The following is an 18,794-nucleotide window of genomic DNA, read 5'->3' as shown; positions in this document are numbered from 1 at the left end:
ACGCATTCTTCAAATCTGCCGCGCCACGACTTCATCCACCTTCGCCGACGCGCGCCACTGAACACTCAGCAAATGCTCGCGCATGTAGCGCGCCGCCGCTTCCGCGTCGCGTGCTTTCAGCGCATTGACGATCTCCTGGTGCTGCTGCGCGAAATACTGCCGCGTCTCCTGCGCGGCCGTTTTTTCGCGGACCTCCGGTTTCACACGCATACCGTTGATGACTTCCATCAACGCAATCAGCGCGGGATTTCGCGTAGCCAGGCCAATCAGCAGATGAAAGCGGTGATCCCATTGCTGCCATTCGTCGTCGGTTTTCGCGGCAGCATTTTTACGCGCGCACTTTTCCAGCTCCTGCAGATCGTCACCGCTCGCCTTCGTCGCCGCCAGTGCGACAAGCGCCGGTTCGAACAGCAGGCGCATTTCGGCGATGTCCGCCGGACTGGTGCCGACGCGCAGCCCCCGCAGCGTAGGCGCGAACTTTAGCGGCCGGGCGCCGAGATAAGTGCCACGGCCGACGCCACGCCACACGCGGCCCGAGGCTTCCATCGACGCCAGCGCCGAGCGCAACTCGCGGCGGCTCACGCCCAGTTCTTCCGCAAGCGTCCGTTCGGGCGGCAGCGCATCGCCATCCTTCAGGCGATGCTGGGCAATGTAGTCGAGCAACGCATCCAGTACTGGCTTTTCCATTTTTTCCGAACCAATATTAATTGGTTTAAACGATATCAGAATCCCGGCGAGACCGCACGCCGTCCTTCAGGGTATTTTTTATCCGCTATACTGGCCGTGTATATCGGGTTAACACCGGGTGCAACCGGGTTGCATTAGCCTTACTCTTCTATCTTTTACAATGGAACCATTCATAATTGGTTCTATCATTGGTCCCGCTGTCGCAAAGGAGTCGCGCATGTCGTTTACAACCCGTCCGGAACTGATCGGCACCTTCGGTATGGTGTCCTCGACACATTGGCTCGCGAGCGCCTCGGCAATGGCCACCCTCGAAAAAGGCGGCAATGCGTTCGATGCCGCCGCGGCAGCCGGCTTCGTGCTGCAGATCGTCGAGCCGCATCTGAATGGTCCGGGCGGCGAACTGCCGGTCGTGTTCTATAGCGCGCGCGAAGACCGGGTGCGCGTACTGTGCGGCCAGGGCGTAACGCCCGAGCGCATGACCATCGAACGGATGCGCAACCTGGGGCTCGACGTCGTGCCGGGCACGGGTCTGCTGCCCGCCGTGGTGCCGGGCGCGTTCGGCGCATGGATGGCCATGCTGCGCGATTACGGCCAGTTGCCGCTCGAAGACGTGCTGAGCTACGCGATCGGTTACGCGGAAAACGGCTATCCGGTGCTGCCGCGCATGGCGGCGTCGATCCTTGCGATCAAGGACTTCTTCCGCACCGAATGGACCACCTCGGCCGAGCAGTGGCTGCGCAACGGCGAAGTGCCGACGCCCAACCATCTGTTCGCCAATCCCGCGATCGCAGAGACCTACAAGCGCATCCTGCGCGAAGCGAATACGCGCAGCGACCGCGCCGAACAATGCGAACGCGCGCGCGACGTGTTCTATCGCGGCTTCGTCGCCGATGCGATCGACCAGTATTTCCGTTCGACGGCCGTGCTCGACACCTCGGGCCAGCGCAATTACGGCCTGCTCGATGCAGGCGATATGGCGCGTTGGGAGCCCACCTACGAAGACCCGGTCTCGTACGACTACGCGGGCCTGCGCGTTCACAAGACCGGACCGTGGGGCCAGGGGCCGATGTTCCTGCAGCAGCTCGCGCTGCTCAAGGGTTTCGATCTCGGCGCGATGGACCCGCTCGGGCCGGACTTCGTTCATACGGTCATCGAGTGTTCGAAGCTCGCATTTGCCGATCGCGACGTGTTCTACGGCGACCCCGCGTTTTCGCATGTGCCGATGGACGTGCTGCTCAGCGACGCCTACAACGACGAGCGCCGCAAGCTCGTCGATCCGCGCCGCGCGTCGTTCGAATTCCGCCCAGGGCAACTCGGCGACAGCGAACAGCGCGCTGCGCGCATCATCGCGAATGCCGGCCGCGAACAGGCGGGCGGCTTCGGCCAGGGCGAACCGACGTTCGCGCCGCTGCCTGAACTGCGCGGCGATACGGTGCATCTCGACGTCGTCGACCGCTGGGGCAACATGGTTTCGGCCACGCCGTCCGGCGGCTGGCTGCAGGCGTCGCCGGCAGTGCCCGGCCTCGGCTTCAACGTCACGACGCGCGCGCAGATGTTCTGGATGGAAGAGGGCCTGCCTTCGTCGCTCGGTCCGGGCCGCCGTCCGCGCACCACGCTGTCGCCCACGCTCGTCACGCGCGACGGCAAGCCCTACGCGGCCTTCGGCACGCCGGGCGGCGATCAGCAGGATCAATGGTCGCTGCAGCTATTCCTCAAGCACGTGCATGGCGGCATGAACTTCCAGGCCGCCGTCGATGCGCCGTCGTTCCAGACCGCGCACTTCCCCGGCTCGTTCTATCCGCGTGCGATGCAGCTCGGCAAGATGTCCGCCGAGTCGCGCTTCCCGGAAAGCACGCTCGCCGAGTTGCGCGCGCGCGGTCACGACCTGACCGTCGCGGAACCGTGGGCGCTGGGCCGCGTGTGCGCGGTCAGCATCAGAAACGGTTTGCTGCGAGGCGCCGCCACGCCGCGTCAGATGCAAGCCTACGCAATCGGGCGATAAGCAGCCCGAAGTACAGAACGCGCGGCGCTCGCCGCGCCATTTTCATCAGCATCATCAGGAGAAGTTGCCGTGTCCGCCGTCGCCGCCCGTCTTGAAAGACTGCCGATATCGAATTTTCATCGCAGACTGCTGCTGATCGGCGGACTGGGATACATGTTCGACGGCCTCGATTCGTCGTCACTCGCCTTCCTGCTGCCGGTCGTGAGCAAGCTCTGGCAATTGACGAGCGCCCAAACCGGCCTCGTCGCGAGTAGCACCTATATCGGCTACTTCTTCGGCGCGTTCCTCTCGGGCGTGCTTGCCGACGTGATCGGCCGCCGCCGCATCATGATGAGCGCGCTCGCGATCTACTGCGTCGCGTCGCTCGCGAGTGCCACCGCACAGGACTGGCACACGTTCTTTGCATTACGCGTGGTCGCCGGTTTCGGCTCGGGTGCGGAGACCGTCGTCATCGCACCGTTCCTCGCCGAATTCGTGCCGCGGCGCTATCGCGGCATGTTCTGCGGCGCGCTGGTCGGCTTCATGTCGTTCGGCTACCTGAGCTCTTCGATTCTCGGTTTCGCCGTGGTGCGCAACTTCGCCGACGGCTGGCGTTATCTCGCGGTCATCACCGCACTGCCCGTCGTCATGCTGCTGTGGTGGCGCAGAACGCTGCCCGAATCGCCGCGCTGGCTCGAAAGCCAGGGCCGCGCGACCGAGGCAAACGACATCGTCAGCGCAATCGAAGCATGGTTCGTCGGCAAAGGCATTACGCTCGCCCCCGTGAGCGCGGCAAGCACCGCGGCCCCGCTGCCCACGGCCGCGCCCGCAAGCGGTGGCGCGTTGCACAACGTGCTCGCGCTGTGGTCGCCGCGGCTCGCGCGCACTACCGCCGTGAGCTGGCTCATGTGGTTCTCGGTGGCCTTCGCGTATTACTCGTTCTTCTCGTGGATTCCGAGCCTGCTCGTCAAGGAAGGACTCACGATCACGAAGAGCTTCGGCTATTCGATTGCGATTTACGGCGCGCAGATTCCCGGCTATTTCTCCGCTGCATGGCTCAATGAAAAGATCGGCCGCAAAGGCGTGGTCGCGTCTTACATGCTGCTTGGCGGAATTGCGGCGATCACGCTCGCGTTCTCTCACTCCGGCCTCGAGATCATGGCCGCGGGCATCGCGCTGTCGTTCTTCATGAACGGCGCTTTCGCCGGCGTCTATGCCTACACCCCGGAAGTGTTTCCGACCGCGGTGCGTACGACCGGCACCGGATCGTCGTCCTCGTTCGGCCGCATTGGCTCAGTGAGCGCGCCGATTCTGGTCGGCCTCGTTTATCCGCTATCGGGCTTCCTCGGGGTGTTCGCGATGACCACGGCGGTGCTGCTGATCGGTGCTTGCGTCGTGTTCTTCCTCGGCATCGAAACGCGCAACCGCTCGCTGGAAGACATCGAGGCCAGCGAGTTCGCAGCGGCGCCTGACGCAGCGGGCCAGCTCAAGTCTTCTTCCCGCCTGCACAGCTGAACGCACCGCCCTTTTTCGGACTCTTCCATGCAAACGATGCAAGCCAACCCGACCGAGCCTGCGCTGCGCGACACGCAGGCACTGACCATTGCCGACCTCGAACGTCTCGCGATGGCGATCCGCCTGAAAGATCAGCCGCACGAAATTTTCCGCGCGGTTCATGAGGTAGCCGCGAGCACGATAGGCTTCAGGCTGTTGACGATCATGTCGTACGACGCGCAACACCACGAAGTCGAACGCGTCTACACGAACATGCCGGACGTTTATCCGCTTGGCGGCCGCAAGAAGAAGCAAGGCACCGCCTGGGCAAAACAGATCTTGCAGGATCTCAGGCCGTTTCGCGCCGCCACCTCGCAAGGCATTCGCGAAGCGTTCGACGACCACGCGGTGATGGCCGGCATGGGCCTCGGCTCGATACTGAACATTCCCATTGCCTACGACGGTGTGTGCATCGGCACGATGAACCTGACGCACGAAGAAGGCTGGTACGCGAGCCATCACGAAAGCATGGGCCTCACGATCGGCGCTTTCCTGGCTCCCGCACTGCTCAAACAGAATGCGCAGTTCTCCGCTGGTACGGTTCATTCCTGAAAGATGCCTCGCGGCATCGCACGCGTCCCGTTTTGCGACGTGTTTGGCAAAACGGGACGCGTGCTAACGATTCGATGCCGCGCGCACCGAATCGCGCTGACCCTCAGGCGGCCATCGCCTGGCGCGAGCGGCCCGAACTGAGGTACTGGGCGATCGAGTCCTGCGTAATTTCGCCGAGGTAGCTCCCCTCGTTGTCGAGCACCGGCAACCACGACGCGGCGAACTGGTACATCTTCGACAGCACGATACGCAGGTTGTCGTCGATTGACGCCGTCGCGGGGAAGTTGCTCAGCCGGTCTCCGCACACACCTTCGGCGCCACGCGCCGCCCGGCGGGCCACGTATCCGAGCGCCCGCCCGGCTTCATCGAGCACGGTCAGGTGGCGCGTGTCGCTTTCATCCATCGTGGCAAAGGCCCGAGCCAGAGACGTGCCGGCCTGCGCGGTCTCGGGCTGCGTGGCGGCGTCGCCGGCCTTCACGAGCAGCAGGCGCTTGAGCGTGCTGTCCTGACCCACGAACTGCGCGACGAACTCGTCGGCAGGCCGCGCGAGCAGCGTGTCGGGGTGGTCGTACTGGATCAGCTGGCCGCGACGGAACACGGCAATGCGGTCGCCGAGCTGGATCGCCTCGTCGATGTCGTGACTCACCATGATCACCGTCTTGCCGAGCTGGCGCTGCATCTGGAAGAACTCGTTGCGGATCGATTCGCGGTTAATCGGATCGACTGCGCCGAACGGTTCGTCCATCAGCAGCACCGGCGGATCGGCCGCGAGCGCGCGGATCACGCCGATGCGCTGTTGCTGGCCGCCGGACAGTTCGCGCGGATAGCGCTTCAGGTATAGCTTCGGATCGAGTGCCACCATCGACATCAGTTCAGCCGCGCGCGCGGCGCAACGCTGCTTGTCCCATCCGAGCAAACGCGGCACGACCGTGATGTTCTCCTCGATGGTCATGTTCGGAAACAGGCCGATCTGCTGGATCACGTAGCCGATACGCCGGCGCAGGCTCACTTCGTCGAGGCCCGCCGTATCTTCGCCGTTGATGAGCACGCGCCCGGAAGTCGGCTCGATCAGGCGGTTGATCATCTTGAGCGTGGTCGTTTTCCCACAGCCCGACGGTCCGAGGAACACGCAGATTTCCCCTTCCGGCACCGAAAGGCTCACCGAGTCGACGGCGCGTACGGTTTGTCCATCCTTGCGCGGAAACGTCTTGGTCAGTTTGTCGAGTTCGATCATGTTTTTTGTACTCCCTTCGGTGTCAAGGCGCGTTGCAGCGCCTGCAGAATCAGGTCGGCGACAATGGCCAGAATGCTGACGAGCACCGCCCCTACCACGAGCTTCATCATGCTGCTCTGGCCGATGGCCCGCACGATCAGCGTGCCGAGGCCGCCCGCACCGATGACGGCGGCGATCGTCATCACGCCGATGTTCATCACGACCGCCGTGCGCACACCCGCCAGAATGACCGGCACCGAAAGCGGCAAATCGACGAGCCGCAGCCGCTGCCAGGCCGTCATGCCGATGCCCGTGCCCGCTTCCTTGATGCCGGCGTCCACGCTGGCAAGCGCCAGGTGCGTATTGCGCATGATCGGCAGAAGCGAATAGAGAAACACGGCCGTAATCGCAGGCAGCGCGCCGATGCCCTGCCCGAAGCGCGAGAACACCGGAATCATCAGCCCGAACAGCGCGATCGAGGGCAGCGTGAGAATCACGGTCGCGAGACCGAGCAGCGGCCCGGCGAGCCACGCGTGACGATTGATCAGGATGCCTAGCGGAACGCCCGCGACGATCGCGCAGCCGACGGCAATGCCCACGAGATTGATATGTTGCAGCGTGAGGTGCAGCAGGTCCTGCCAGTTCGATAACAGATAGTCGATTACGCTCATGCGGACTCCTTCACGGTAAGGTATGCGTGCGCAGGAACTCGGCGGCGACGTCCTGCACGGGTTTGCCGTCCAGATCGACCTCCTTGTTCATCTTCTGCAGCACGTCGTTGTTCAGCACCGCGGAGAGTGCGTTGAGCTGCTTCGCGAGTTGCGGATTGCGTTCCAGCACTTCCTTGCGCACGATCGGCACAGCGTTGTAGGGCGGAAAGAAGTGCAGATCGTCTTCGAGCGGCACAATGCCGAAGCCGTTCACGCGGCCGTCGGTCGTGTACACGAGCCCGATCGTCAACTGGTCGTTATGCAGCGCCGTATAGACGAGCCCGGGGTCCATCTGCTTGAGCTGCGCGCGCCGGAAATGCATGCCGTAGGCCGCGAGCAGCGGCTTCAGACCGTCCGGGCGATTCGCGAACTCGGCATCCATGCCGAAGACGAAGTGCTTCGATTCCGGATGCTTCGCCATGTACGCGGCAAGTTCCGAAACCGTGCGAATACCCGTGCGTTGCGCAACGCGGCCCGGCAAGCCGAGCGCATAGGTATCGTTGACCGGCGACGCGTCGAGCCAGATCAGGCCGCGCGGTTCGTCGAGCGCCTTGACGCGCTCGTACATCTGCTGCGGTGTGAGCTTTTCTTCGATCTTGTCGTAGACGAGCGCCGCCGTGCCGGTGTAATCCCACACCACGTCGAACTGTCCGTTTTCCAGCGCGCTACGCATCAGCGTGCTGCCGAGACCCGAGTGCGCCTCGACGGTGTAGCCGCGCGAGCGCAGGTATTGCGATGTGATTTCCGCGAGAACGTATTGTTCGGTGAAGTTCTTCGCGCCGAGCCGGATGGTCGACGCAAATGCCGAAGCGCACGGCGCCGCGACGAGAAGCGCGATCATGCAGGCGCTTGCGAGATGCAGAACACGGCGTATGCCGCCTTTCGTCAAACGGGAAATCATGCCACGGCTCCATGTCGAATGAGCCACTGGCGATTGCCCGCCGCGACGAGCATGTCGAGCGCGAGCGCGATCAGGGCGGTGAACGCTGCGCCCATCAGCAGCAAGGGTTGATTGTCGAGGTAGATGCCGGGGAAGATCAGCGAGCCCAGGCTATCGGCGCCGATCAGGTAAGCGAGCGGTGCGGTTCCAACGTTGATTGCAAGCGCGGTGCGCACGCCGCCGATGATGATGGGCATCGCATTCGGCAACTCGACGCGCGTGAGCGACTGCCAGCCGGTCATACCGATGCCGCGCGCCGATTCGCGCAGCGCGGCGGGCACGTTCTTCACGCCTTCGTAGGTATTGCGCGTGATCGGCAGAAGCGAGGCGAGAAACAGCGCGACGATGGCCGGCACGCTGCCGATGCCGAAAACGCCGAGCGCGATGGCCAGCACGGCCAGCGAGGGAATCGTGTTACCGACGTTGAAAATCTGCATCGCGCGTTCCGCATGCCGCCTGAATTTCGGCCGGCTGAGGATGACCCCGGCCGGCACGCCCACGAGAATCGCGAGCGCCATCGAATAACCGACGAGCAGCAGATGCTGCCCCGTGTAGTAGGCGAGATCGCCAGCCCGGCTGCGAAATGTGTCGGCACCGATGCCGAGCGCCAGTGCCGCAGCGATGGCGACGACCACAATCAGACTGCCCATGATCCGGGCGGTGCGTTGCGTCATGACGAGACTCCTCCTTGTCGATTTAGCGTGTGATGAATACGGACAGGAAAGACGCTATATCGAACGACATGAGGAAGCGGACTGCCCGGCGCATCGGCCATGCAGCAAGCCAGGCCCCCTATGGCGATTGAGCGTGATCGGGGACCTGACAAACGCTCACGCGTTCGTACAGTTGTCGCTTTCCGCCCAGCAACGCGTAGCGCGTTGGAGCACGATGCCGCCCGACGGCGGCAGAAATTGCGGCAGCACGATAGGTGCTGCGCAAGGACCGGAGGCCCTGTTTGATGCGGTGAAACCTACACGAATTGCCACTCTGGACAGGACGCGCGGTACACCATTGGATATGTCATTACGTGATGGAAACGCAGAAAAGTATAAGCAATTCGTGCAGTGACGTCTACCTTTGCAAAATTAGCGTCCGATATAGCACCCCGTCATACCGGTAAAATCGACACCTATTATCGGATCATTTTTCCAATTAAATTGGATAACGAACTAAATACAAGCGGTGTCCGTCCATTTCAGGGTTGACGGCATAAAGCCGGGTACCGCAAACTATTGCCCTTCGGCAGAAGGACTCGCGGCTTTTGCCATTCCGTTTCGTCCGGTGCGCCCTGCCCCGCAAGGCGGCCGCAACAGGGAGATGGCTGTTTGATTGGGGTAGCCGCACGCTTGATTCGTGGTCGCACGTGCCGTGTCATGATTGTCGCGTTCGCCGTTGCATCCGCATTCGTGACCAACGCATTCGCGTCGCATCCAGGGAGTGCGTCCGTGCAGGGGCCATCCACGAGCAACGGCAAATCGTCCAGGCGTCGGCCGGCGGTGACATCGCATCCATTGCGCGTGCAGCATCATATCGCCGGGCACAAGCGCAGACGCCTGCGGCACACACGACACTCTGCACACCACAGCACTGCGGGGCCACGCCTGCTCGCCCGCTGCGGTTACGACAGGCACGCGGCTCATCGGCTCCATTCGGACTCGATCTATGTCGTCGACGTCCGAACCGGAAAGACACTCCTCGCCCGCCGTGCCGACAAAGTCCGGCCCATTGCTTCGATATCCAAATTAATGACCGCAGTGGTCGCGCGCAAAACTCATCGGCCACTCGACGGCGTTCTGCAGGTCACGGCGAGTGATCGCGACATGATCAAGTTCACGGGGTCGCGGCTGTCGGTCGGCTCGCGGCTTTCGCGCCGCGATATGTACCATGTCGCCTTGATGTCTTCGGAGAACCGGGCCGCCGCAGCCTTGAGCCGCGATTTCCCGGGTGGGCGGCCCGCATTCGTGGCAGCGATGAACGACGAGGCTCGCACACTCCAGATGCGTCGCACGCAGTTCCGTGACCCGACGGGCCTGTCGCCGCATAACGTGTCGACAGCAACAGACCTGGCCCGTCTCGTTGCCGTTGCGGCGCGCGATCCGCTCATCCATCGGTTCACGACGGACCGTACTTACGTCGCCCACCCCGGCTATGGCGAACTCCGCTACGTCAACTCCAATCCGGTGGTTCGCTTCGACAACTGGCCTATCGTGTTGCAGAAAACCGGATTCGTAAACGAGGCCGGCCACTGTGTCGTGATCCATGTACTCGTACACGGCAGGCCAGAGACTATCGTATTACTCGGGGCGCCGACGCGGCAGGAGATGGTGCTCGATGCAAGCCTCATCCATCACTGGCTCACGTGTTCGCTGACCTGATCCGCCAGGCGCAGTGCATCGACTCACGTAACGAAGCGCGGACATGCGCACATGTCCGCGCGCGCAATGTCACTGCGTCATTGCGTGCCGCTGACGATCGTCGAAATAGCCCAGTTGTTCGTCGATACGAGCACATAATCCCCGTTGATCCCAAGCCATCTATGTCCGCGCGGGGGCGCCTTGAGGCCGTGCCCGCGCCAGTCGTCCATGACGAAATTGTTATGGCGGTATTCGTTCGGCACACGCTGGCCGTTGTGCCAGTCCCGATGCGGAATGGACGGCATCACCTGCTGACGGCCCGGTCCGGCCATCGGGCCACCGCCCGCGTCCGGCGGCGGTCCCGCCGCAATCGCAATCAGAGAAATACCCGAAAAAGAGAAGGCAACGAGCTGCGAGATAATGCGTCTGTTCATGGTCAAACCTCCCTGCGGGAAAAGAAAGGAATGAACTACGAAATCAGGGCTTTCTCGAAGTCGTTAAAAGTATAGTAAATAGCTTTTCGGCCCGGCAAACCAACACGACATACATCACAACGAGAACTGAAAAGAACGCTATTCAAACGATTCGTGAGCATGGCGAAATTGCCTCAGCTCGAATCAATCGCCTTACCAGGTTTCATTCGTCTGGATACGATGACGCGGACTCCGTCGAAGCGGATGCGGATGCAGACCCCTCTGTAGCACCGGCCGCAAGACGTGGCATGCGGATACCCGCGTAGGCAATCGCAATCGTCAGCAGCGGACTCAGGAAGCAGAACACCGCGAATGGCGCGTAACTGAGTGTGGACACGCCGAGCGTCGCCGCCATATAGGCGCCGCAGCTATTCCACGGAATCAGTGCCCCGGTTGGCGTGCCCGTATCGCCGACCGCACGCGACAGCACAACCGGCTCGAAGCCGCGTCGTGCGAAAGCCGACCTGAACATGCGCGCGGGGAGCACGACCGCGATGTACTGATCGGCGGTCACGATATTCGTGGCGAGAATCGCGCCCACCAGCGAGGCCACCAGCGCGCCCGCGCTCTTCGCTTTCTGGATGACTGGCTCAATCAGACGCTCGAGTACACCGCACTTTTCGACCACACCGCCAAATGCGAGCGCGGTAATGATGAGCCAGATCGTGCTGAGCATGCTCTCCATGCCGCCACGTGTGACGAGAATGTCGAGTGCGGGATTGCCCGTCGACGCCTTGTAGCCGCTCGCGAGCGCAAGCCATACGCCTTTGACGAGTGCGAGCCACACGGGCACGTCGGACCTCGCGGCAGCAAACGCGATCACGCGTTCGGGCGCCACGCAGACCGCGAGCAAGCCGCCCGCCAGCGCGCTGAGAAAGATCGCGGTAAATGGCGGTATTTTGAAAACGGCGAGCACGATGACGAGAATCAGCGGCAGAAACAGCCACAGCGAGATAGGGAACGCGCCGCGCATCGCCTGAATCTCGGCGCTCGCGTCGAAATCGCCGGGCCGGCCGAAAAAATAGAACACGCCGAGCGAGATGACCATCGCCACCGCCGAGGTTAGGAAAACCTCGCGAAGATGCCGGTACAACTCGACACCGGCCGCGGCGGCAGCGAGATTGGCGGAGTCCGAGAGCGGCGAGGATTTGTCGCCCAGATACGCACCCGAAATGATTGCACCCGCCGTGATCGCGGGGCTCAGTCCCATGCCTTGCGCGATGCCCATCAGTCCGATACCGATCGTGCCGGCGACGGTCCATGAACTGCCGATGCTCATCGAAACGAAACCGCAGATCGCTGCCGCCGTCACATAGAAATAGTTCGGACTTAGAAGCTTCAGCCCGTAATAGACCATGCCTACGAGCGTACCGCTCAGCGCCCATGTGCCGATCAGCGCACCCACCGCGAACAGGATGAAGATCGCACCGATGCCGGTGCTGACACTGGCAACCGCGGCTTCGCCGAACGAAGCCAGCGTATGGCCGTGGCGCCAGCCGATGAACACCGAGATCATCGTGGCGACGACGAGCCCCACCTGATTCGGGCCGCTCGCGCCCGCGTCGCCGAACAGGTAATAGGACAGTCCCACCAGTACGACGAGGCTGGCGATCGGAATGATCGCCTCGGTCAGCGTGACCGGCTGAGGTGACCCGGGCCTTTTCATTTGAGCTCGCCCCCGTATTTGGCCGCAACCGGACAGCGGCCGCAACGAAGTTGCGTCCGCCCGGCAAGATCCGGTCGCCGTGAATGCGCTGCCGCTTGCCGCAAACGCGGCAACCGAACGATGCCTTTCCGCTTATCTGCTGGAGCGGTTAATAGTCCACCGCATCGCGAATAATCGGGCACGTCATGCAGTGACCGCCACCACGACCGCGCCCAAGCTCGGCACCGACGATCGTAATCACCTCGATGCCCTGCTTGCGCAGCAGCGTGTTCGTGTACGTGTTGCGGTCGTAGGCGTAGACGACACCGGGTGCTGCGCACACGAGGTTCGCGCCGCTGTCCCACTGCGTGCGCTCGCGCTGATAATCGCTGCCGCCCGCCTCGACAACGCGCAGCCTCTTCAAACCCAGTGCTTCGGCCACCACGTCGGTGAACGGCTGGTTCTCCGCGTGCAGTTCGACGCCGCTCGGATGGCTGCTCGGGCGATACGAGAATGTGCGCGTCTTCGCCATGAAGTCCGGCGCAACCAGCACGCAGTCGCGATCGGCGAACGTGAATACCGTGTCGAGGTGCATGGCCGCGCGAATCTTCGGCATGGCCGCAACAATCACGCGTTCGGCCGCGCCCTTTTTGAAGAGCGTGGCGGCCAGTTGGCTGATGGCCTGACGCGAGGTGCGCTCGCTCATGCCGATAAGCACCACGCCCTTGCCGATCGGCATCACGTCGCCGCCTTCGAGCGTCGCGAGACCGTGGTCCTCGGTCGGATCGCCCCACCACACGTTGACCTTGCCCGCGAAGTCCGGGTGGAACCTGTAGATCGACGTCGTGAGGATCGTCTCTTCATGCCGCGCGGGCCAGTACAGCGGATTCAACGTCACACCGCCATAGATCCAGCAGGTCGTGTCGCGCGTGTAAAGCGTGTTCGGCAACGGTGGCAGCAGATATTCGGTGCCACCCGCCGCTTCCTTCGCGACTTCGAGTGCCTTGCCGCCGTGCGCTTCCGGAAAGTCGTGCGTCGACAAACCGCCAATCAGCGTTTCGGCGAGCTTGCGATTGTCGAGCCCTTCCAGATAGCTTCTCAATTCGTCGATAAAGCCGAGGCCGACCTGATTCGGCACGACCTGGTTATCGAGAATCCACTTCTTGCCTTCGGGCACCGCCACCGTTTCCGCGAGCAGGTTGTGCATCTCCACGACTTCGACACCACGGTCGCGCATCTTCGTCACGAAGTCGAAGTGATCGCGTTTCGCGTTCTCGACCCACAGCACGTCGTCGAACAGCAATTCATCGCAATTGCTCGGCGTGAGCCTCGAATGCGCGAGCCCTGGCGCGCACACCATCACCTTGCGCAATTGCCCGACCTCGGAATGAACACCCAACTCACCTGTATTCGCCATGATGCTCTCCTGAATTCCAGTGTTGATCCGCCATGTTCGATCGAATGCCGTCAGATCGTGATCGTTCCGCTCGCAAGACCATAGATGCCGACGAGCGCGCCAAGGACTACGACGATAAAGATGATCCAGTCGGAAGTAATGAAGACGGCCTTGCTCTGCTCGCGCCTCGCCCAGATATAGAGCGCCGTTCCCGGCGCATACAGCACGGCGGACAGCAGAATGAATTTCAGCCCGCCCGCGTAAATCATGAAGACCGTATAGATCACGGCGATGGCCGCCATCACGAGGTCGCGCTTGCGCTCTTCGGGGCGCACGTCGTAGCCTTCGCCGCGATTCGAAATCATGAACCCGTACGCGGCCACGAACAGATAGGGAATCAGCGACATCGCACTGGTGAGGTTGAGCATCAGCGCGAACGCATCCCGCGAGAAGTACGTGCTGATGACGAGAAGCTGCACCACGATGTTGGTCAGCCACAGCGCGTTGGCCGGCACCTTGTTGGCATTCTCTTTCGCGAAAACGGCGGGCATGTCCTTGGTCTGTGCCGCCGTGAACAGCACTTCGGCGCAGATCAGCGACCAGGCAAGATAGGCGCCCAACACCGAAACCAGCAGGCCCACGCTCACGAAGATCGCACCCCAGTGCCCGACCACCGCTTCGAGCACCGCCGCCATCGAAGGCTGCCGCATGCCCGCGATGTCCGCGCGTTGCAGCACCGCGTACGGCAGCATCGTCACGAGCACCATCAGCGAAGTCACGACGATAAAGCCGAGGATCGTGGCCTGCCCGACGTCGGAGCGCTTCTTCGCATAACGGGAATAAACGCTCGCCCCTTCGATCCCGATGAACACGAACACGGTAACGAGCATCGTCGCTCGCACCTGCTCGAAGATATTGCCGTCGAGCCCGCCGCCGTACAGGTTCGCCTGAAACAGATCCATCCTGAAGCCGAAGATCAGGATGACGATGAAAACGAGGATCGGAATGACCTTGGCGACCGTCACGATACTGTTGATAAAGGCGGCCTGCTGGACCCCTTTCAGGATCATGAAATGGAATAGCCAGATGCCGAGCGATGCGACGACGATCGCCACCGCGGTATTGCCCTCGCCGAATACGGGAAAGAATGCGCCGAGCGTCGACTTGATCAGCACCCAGTAGGAGACGTTGCCGATACAGCTACCGATCCAGTAGCCGAATGCCGAGAGAAAGCCGGGGTAGTCGCCAAAGCCGGCTTTCGCATAGGCAAACACGCCGGCGTCCAGTTCGGGCTTTCGTTCCGCGAGGGCCTGGAACACGCGCGCCAGCATATACATGCCGGTGCCGGCAATCAGCCAGGCAATGACGGCGCCGAGCGGCCCCGTGGCATTGGCGAAAGTCCGCGGCAGGGAAAAAATCCCGGCACCGACCATGCCGCCCACGACCATGGCGGTGAGCTGCATTCTCGACATTTTTTGGGGAGTGGACGCCATTCGGATTCCTTTTTAGTTACCTTTTTAACGAGGTTGGTAATCAGATTCGAACGAAACGTTTCTCTCAGCCAATCGCGGCCGGATCGGCAACTTTACTCAGCAACCGCCACACGTGAAAAAGAATGGTCCGTCCGCTGGCTTTTGTCAATTGAGTGGCAGAGCGAATAAGGCTTCTGCTGTGCAATGTGAATAAATTATTGAGGCAATGCTTGATGCCGATGAGTGAATTGATAGCATTTTCGTGAATGCCTGTGCCATTGCCATCGATAAATCGTAATCGCGCTGCGGCTCAAGCGCGGGATCATCGGCCTGATCGAAAAATCGAGTCAAATCAACTGCATAGATTGTTCCGAAGTATGGGATACGCGGCATGAGAATGGACGCCGGCCATGCATGCGTTGCGTCGCGCAACACTTCGCATTCAATGGCGGCCAGTGAATAAAACCCTAAAAATGTGAACTCGATTCACATCGATTTTTTACAGATATGCTCCGCGCACCAGGGAAAACACGAGCCACCCCGGAAATCAAATATCGATTGCAGTGCAATAAATACTGCCATCGCCCATTTGAAAATCGATGTCATTTTTTTGCTTCTATTTCACAACCATGCTGTCCGGGCGACAATGTAATGATGCATATCGGGTACGCAGTGGATTTTCCGGCTATTGCACTGCCCGATTTACGTCCCGGATAATTTTCTCAACGTCAGTCTCGCTTCGAGACCACCGCCGACGCGGTTATGCAATGTGAGCGTCGCATCCATGGCGAGCGCAAGTTGCCGGGCAATGGCAAGACCGAGCCCCGTGCCGCCCGTTTGACGATTGCGCGACCCCTCAAGCCGGTAGAACGGCTCGAACACGGTCTCCAGCGATTCAGGCGGAATGCCCGGGCCGCGATCGAGCACCGAGACGGTTGCCTCGCCGTTGTGCAAAGCGCCGATGTCGATCTGCGCCGCGCCGCTGAACTTCAGCGCGTTATCGACCAGATTGCCGACGATGCGGCGCAATGCCTGCGGACGCAATGTCAGCGACTGGCCGAAGCTGCCCTGCAAGGACACGTCCTGACCGGCATCGACGTAATCGCAAACGAGGCTGTCGAACAGCGCATCGGGATCGATACGACGCGGCACTTCGCTCGTGCCGTGCATCGTGCGCGCATAGGTGACGCCCTCCTTCACCAGCGCTTCCATCTCCTGCAGATCCTGGCGCAGCTTGCCCGCTTCCGCTTCGTTCTCCATCACGTCGAGGCGCAGACGCATGCGCGTGATCGGCGTTTGCAGATCGTGTGAGATCGCCGCGAGAATCTGCATGCGCTCGGTCATATAGGTTGCGATTCGATCCTGCATCGCATTGAACGCGCGCGCGGCGCGTGCCACTTCCGAAGGCCCTTCTTCGGGTAGACGCTCGGCCTTCAGATCGGGGCCGAGCGTATCGGCCGCCACGGCAAGCTGATGCAGCGGACGCGTCGCGAGCCGCACCGCGAGCCAGCAGCACGCGGCAAGCACGATCAGCTGCAATATCAGTACGAGCGGCAACCAGCGCGACAGCGGCGCACCGGACATCGGCCGCAGATCGATGGTGAGCGGCATACCGTCGCTCAGCCGCAGATGAACCTGTAAACGCTCGCGGTCACCCGGCACCGCATTCACGCTCAGCGGATAACGCTTGCCGATGCCGTCGCCGATCGACTGCGCGACGCGCGCCGACAGGCTCGCATCGACCGGCACGCCGGGCACGCCCGGCCCCAGCATGAACTCGTAGCTGCGCCGCGCGAGACGCGGCAGCCACTGCGCGCGCTCGCCGGGCGGCAGATGATCGAGCAGCGCGACCGAGCTCGCGACCTCGCGCTCGATGTAGCCCATCATCACATTGGTCATCGTCTGGTCGCGTTCGGTCATCGTGAGCCAGAACGACATCGTCTGTGCGAGCGCGAGACCGACGAACAGGATCAGCGCCAGCCGCGCGAACAGCGTACGCGGACCGTGCAGCCACGCTGGCCTGCTCATTGCGGATCTCCGATCGCGGTTACCGCCGCCGAAAACACGTAGCCTTCGCTGCGCAGCGTCTTGATGTAACGCGGCTCGCGTGCACCATCGCGCAGCCGTTGACGCAGACGGCTCACCATCAGATCGATCGAGCGGTCGAATGCATCGGCCTGGCGCCCCTGAGTGAGGTTCAGCAACTGGTCGCGCGTGAGCACGCGCTGCGGATGATCGAGAAACACGCGCAGCAGACGGTACTCGGCGCCGCTCAACGCGACCATCGTGCCTTCCGCGTCGAGCAGATGGCGCGCGGTCGTATCGAGCCGCCAGTCGCCAAAGCACAGCATCGGCGCCGATTCGGTCACTTCCATGCCGGGCGGCAGCATGCGCGTTCGGCGCAGTACCGAGCGAATCCGCGCGAGCAGTTCGCGCGCGGCGAACGGCTTGGACAGGTAATCGTCGGCGCCCATTTCAAGGCCGACGATGCGGTCGGCTTCCTCGTTGCGCGCGGTCAGCATCAGCACGGGCACCGCGCTGAACTTGCCGGCGCGCAACTCGCGGCACAGCACGAGGCCGTCTTCACCGGGCATCATCAGATCGAGCACGATCAGATCGGGCGCGCCGTTATCGAGCGCGGCGCGCATCTGCCGGCCGTTGGCCGCGAGCGAGACGCGCATGCCGTTTTTCTCGAGGTAGCCGGCGAGCAGTTCGCGGATGCCGCGGTCGTCGTCGACGATCAGTACGTGGTCGGGATTTTCCATCGCGAGATTATCTCTTGCGGCGCTTGAGCTGCACACCGTTCGCCTGAATGAACGAGCACCTGAACGGATGTGCGAGTTCGGCCGCAAGGCCGCCGGCGACGAACACCGCGATGGCAACGAAGCGTTTCACGCGCCCTCCAGCACGGAAAGGCTCGCGCCATCCGCAACGCTGGCTTCGAGCGCATAGGGATCGACACCGTCGAGGCAGCCGATATTGACGCGCCACAGTTTCGGGTCTTTACGCGTCTGATGAAACGGATAGATACCGCAATGCTTGCAGAAATAGTGCCTCGCGACCTTCGTGTTGAACTGGTAAAGCGTGAGCGACTCTTCGCCGCTCAGAATCTTCAGTTCGCCGGCGGGAAAGAGTGGCGTCATCAGCGCGCCCTTGCGGCGGCACAGGCTGCAATTGCAGCGGCCAGCCGGAACGATCGGGGTACGAACTTCGAATTTGACGGCCCCGCAATGGCAGGATCCTTGCAACAGCTCGGTGCTCATGGTGTTCTCCGTGATCGGGCGATGTTGGCGTTATAGCCTGACCCGTCGGTCGAATTATGTCGTAATGTATCTGCGCACTCAGCCGATACATAACATTGCAATAAACCTTGCCGATTGCGGCGGACTCCGCGTTTGACCTCGCCTCGCAGCGGTACCCGGCGAGCACGAATGAATGACGGATCGCGCTGGCGGATTCGATCGATCTCGCAAGACACGATCGTTACGCACGGGCATGTGAACAATTATCACAATAGCGCTATTGGGCGTAATGCCAGTGAATCAAAACGAATACGCTTGACTTTTAAGCATCGCCCACTTTCAATACGGATGTTGCAGTGCGGCGGCTCGCATTTAAAACACGCTGCATGCCGTTGAAAAGTTCACAAGTTTAGCCAGCAATTCCTTCGCCCGCCGGACATTCGGCGCCCCCGAGTTCGACATTTCCGGCCGGAATTTGAGGCAATTTCGACCCAGAGCACCTTATAGATCAAACACTTGGCGTCCGTGGTTGTCGATGCGTTGTAGTGACACGAAATTTTCTGTGAGCCCTTGTT

At 61.8% G+C, this 18,794-nt stretch carries 18 protein-coding genes; 4 read left to right on the top strand and 14 right to left on the bottom strand.

The annotated features are described in order from the left end of the window. Positions 1–9: 9 nt before the first annotated feature. Positions 10–687, bottom strand: a complete 678-nt coding sequence (locus G3N58_RS22290) for an FCD domain-containing protein (protein WP_206000233.1) — start codon at positions 685–687, stop codon at positions 10–12. Positions 688–904: 217 nt separating this feature from the next. Between G3N58_RS22290 and G3N58_RS22285 the strand changes: the two genes are divergently transcribed. The 3 genes from G3N58_RS22285 to G3N58_RS22275 all read left to right on the top strand — a co-directional run bounded on the left by G3N58_RS22285 (position 905) and on the right by G3N58_RS22275 (position 4,774). Next, positions 905–2,689 (top strand): gamma-glutamyltransferase family protein, encoded by a 1,785-nt coding sequence (locus G3N58_RS22285; RefSeq protein ID WP_167037592.1) that lies wholly within the window; start codon positions 905–907, stop codon positions 2,687–2,689. Between the two features lie 69 nt (positions 2,690–2,758). Beyond that, entirely contained in the window at positions 2,759–4,183 is a 1,425-nt protein-coding gene (locus tag G3N58_RS22280; protein WP_167037596.1) for an MFS transporter, read from the top strand. Positions 4,184–4,210: 27 nt separating this feature from the next. Further along, positions 4,211–4,774: a GAF domain-containing protein gene (locus G3N58_RS22275; protein ID WP_167037599.1), complete on the top strand. Its 564-nt coding sequence runs from the start codon at positions 4,211–4,213 to the stop codon at positions 4,772–4,774. A gap of 103 nt (positions 4,775–4,877) precedes the next feature. Here G3N58_RS22275 and G3N58_RS22270 read toward each other — a convergent pair whose 3' ends face one another. From G3N58_RS22270 to G3N58_RS22255, 4 genes are read right to left on the bottom strand one after another with little or no spacing between them, the layout of a single operon-like run. Continuing rightward, the gene (locus G3N58_RS22270) at positions 4,878–6,008 is read right to left on the bottom strand and encodes an ABC transporter ATP-binding protein (RefSeq protein WP_167037602.1); all 1,131 of its coding nucleotides are present in this window, start codon (positions 6,006–6,008) and stop codon (positions 4,878–4,880) included. Continuing rightward, positions 6,005–6,658, bottom strand: a complete 654-nt coding sequence (locus tag G3N58_RS22265; RefSeq protein ID WP_167037605.1) for an ABC transporter permease — start codon at positions 6,656–6,658, stop codon at positions 6,005–6,007. The genes G3N58_RS22270 and G3N58_RS22265 overlap by 4 nt, the downstream gene beginning before the upstream one ends. Before the next feature lie 10 nt (positions 6,659–6,668). Next, positions 6,669–7,538 carry a glycine betaine ABC transporter substrate-binding protein gene (locus tag G3N58_RS22260; RefSeq protein WP_205192535.1) on the bottom strand — a complete coding sequence of 290 codons (870 nt, stop codon included), beginning with the start codon at positions 7,536–7,538 and terminating at the stop codon, positions 6,669–6,671. Positions 7,539–7,594: 56 nt separating this feature from the next. Beyond that, positions 7,595–8,311, bottom strand: coding sequence for an ABC transporter permease (locus G3N58_RS22255; RefSeq protein ID WP_167037611.1), 717 nt, complete (start codon positions 8,309–8,311; stop codon positions 7,595–7,597). 651 nt (positions 8,312–8,962) lie between these two features. Between G3N58_RS22255 and G3N58_RS22250 the strand changes: the two genes are divergently transcribed. Further along, entirely contained in the window at positions 8,963–10,012 is a 1,050-nt protein-coding gene (locus tag G3N58_RS22250) for a serine hydrolase (protein WP_205192515.1), read from the top strand. Between the two features lie 77 nt (positions 10,013–10,089). Here the strand turns inward: G3N58_RS22250 and G3N58_RS22245 are convergent, their stop codons facing one another. From G3N58_RS22245 to G3N58_RS22210, 9 genes are all read right to left on the bottom strand, one after another. Continuing rightward, positions 10,090–10,425, bottom strand: coding sequence for an RcnB family protein (locus tag G3N58_RS22245; RefSeq protein WP_167281430.1), 336 nt, complete (start codon positions 10,423–10,425; stop codon positions 10,090–10,092). A 202-nt stretch (positions 10,426–10,627) separates the two neighbouring features. Beyond that, complete coding sequence (locus G3N58_RS22240; RefSeq protein WP_206000232.1) at positions 10,628–12,130, bottom strand: Na+/H+ antiporter NhaC family protein; 1,503 nt, start codon at positions 12,128–12,130, stop codon at positions 10,628–10,630. Positions 12,131–12,278: 148 nt separating this feature from the next. Continuing rightward, positions 12,279–13,526, bottom strand: coding sequence for an arginine deiminase (gene arcA / locus G3N58_RS22235; protein ID WP_167037623.1), 1,248 nt, complete (start codon positions 13,524–13,526; stop codon positions 12,279–12,281). Between the two features lie 50 nt (positions 13,527–13,576). Then, a complete protein-coding gene (locus G3N58_RS22230) occupies positions 13,577–14,998 on the bottom strand; it encodes a basic amino acid/polyamine antiporter (RefSeq protein WP_167037626.1) in 1,422 nt (473 codons plus the stop codon). Positions 14,999–15,142: 144 nt separating this feature from the next. Next, positions 15,143–15,370, bottom strand: coding sequence for a hypothetical protein (locus tag G3N58_RS22225; RefSeq protein WP_167037628.1), 228 nt, complete (start codon positions 15,368–15,370; stop codon positions 15,143–15,145). A gap of 309 nt (positions 15,371–15,679) precedes the next feature. After that, positions 15,680–17,005: a HAMP domain-containing sensor histidine kinase gene (locus tag G3N58_RS22220; protein ID WP_167037631.1), complete on the bottom strand. Its 1,326-nt coding sequence runs from the start codon at positions 17,003–17,005 to the stop codon at positions 15,680–15,682. Further along, positions 17,002–17,742 carry a response regulator gene (locus G3N58_RS22215; protein ID WP_167037634.1) on the bottom strand — a complete coding sequence of 247 codons (741 nt, stop codon included), beginning with the start codon at positions 17,740–17,742 and terminating at the stop codon, positions 17,002–17,004. Before G3N58_RS22215 ends, G3N58_RS22220 begins: the two co-directional genes overlap by 4 nt. Before the next feature lie 7 nt (positions 17,743–17,749). Beyond that, positions 17,750–17,872, bottom strand: coding sequence for a hypothetical protein (locus G3N58_RS34540; protein WP_345889821.1), 123 nt, complete (start codon positions 17,870–17,872; stop codon positions 17,750–17,752). Further along, complete coding sequence (locus G3N58_RS22210; RefSeq protein ID WP_167037636.1) at positions 17,869–18,240, bottom strand: GFA family protein; 372 nt, start codon at positions 18,238–18,240, stop codon at positions 17,869–17,871. Before G3N58_RS22210 ends, G3N58_RS34540 begins: the two co-directional genes overlap by 4 nt. Positions 18,241–18,794 lie beyond the last annotated feature (554 nt).

The sequence above is a fragment of the Paraburkholderia sp. Ac-20342 genome (genome assembly GCF_017104985.1).
Lineage (GTDB): Bacteria > Pseudomonadota > Gammaproteobacteria > Burkholderiales > Burkholderiaceae > Paraburkholderia.
The sequence above is the reverse complement of the archived record's forward strand: the minus strand, read 5'-3'. Positions and strand labels throughout refer to the sequence as shown.

Bases quoted from the DNA above. Each gene is read 5' to 3' on its own strand.
- G3N58_RS22290 (WP_206000233.1), bottom strand. From the start codon at position 687: ATGGAAAAGCCAGTACTGGATGCGTTGCTCGACTACATTGCCCAGCAT.
- G3N58_RS22285 (WP_167037592.1), top strand. From the start codon at position 905: ATGTCGTTTACAACCCGTCCGGAACTGATCGGCACCTTCGGTATGGTG.
- G3N58_RS22275 (WP_167037599.1), top strand. From the start codon at position 4,211: ATGCAAACGATGCAAGCCAACCCGACCGAGCCTGCGCTGCGCGACACG.
- G3N58_RS22270 (WP_167037602.1), bottom strand. From the start codon at position 6,008: ATGATCGAACTCGACAAACTGACCAAGACGTTTCCGCGCAAGGATGGA.
- G3N58_RS22265 (WP_167037605.1), bottom strand. From the start codon at position 6,658: ATGAGCGTAATCGACTATCTGTTATCGAACTGGCAGGACCTGCTGCAC.
- G3N58_RS22260 (WP_205192535.1), bottom strand. From the start codon at position 7,538: ATGATCGCGCTTCTCGTCGCGGCGCCGTGCGCTTCGGCATTTGCGTCG.
- G3N58_RS22255 (WP_167037611.1), bottom strand. From the start codon at position 8,311: ATGACGCAACGCACCGCCCGGATCATGGGCAGTCTGATTGTGGTCGTC.
- G3N58_RS22245 (WP_167281430.1), bottom strand. From the start codon at position 10,425: ATGAACAGACGCATTATCTCGCAGCTCGTTGCCTTCTCTTTTTCGGGT.
- G3N58_RS22240 (WP_206000232.1), bottom strand. From the start codon at position 12,130: ATGAAAAGGCCCGGGTCACCTCAGCCGGTCACGCTGACCGAGGCGATC.
- arcA (WP_167037623.1), bottom strand. From the start codon at position 13,526: ATGGCGAATACAGGTGAGTTGGGTGTTCATTCCGAGGTCGGGCAATTG.
- G3N58_RS22230 (WP_167037626.1), bottom strand. From the start codon at position 14,998: ATGGCGTCCACTCCCCAAAAAATGTCGAGAATGCAGCTCACCGCCATG.
- G3N58_RS22225 (WP_167037628.1), bottom strand. From the start codon at position 15,370: ATGCCGCGTATCCCATACTTCGGAACAATCTATGCAGTTGATTTGACT.
- G3N58_RS22220 (WP_167037631.1), bottom strand. From the start codon at position 17,005: ATGAGCAGGCCAGCGTGGCTGCACGGTCCGCGTACGCTGTTCGCGCGG.
- G3N58_RS22215 (WP_167037634.1), bottom strand. From the start codon at position 17,742: ATGGAAAATCCCGACCACGTACTGATCGTCGACGACGACCGCGGCATC.
- G3N58_RS22210 (WP_167037636.1), bottom strand. From the start codon at position 18,240: ATGAGCACCGAGCTGTTGCAAGGATCCTGCCATTGCGGGGCCGTCAAA.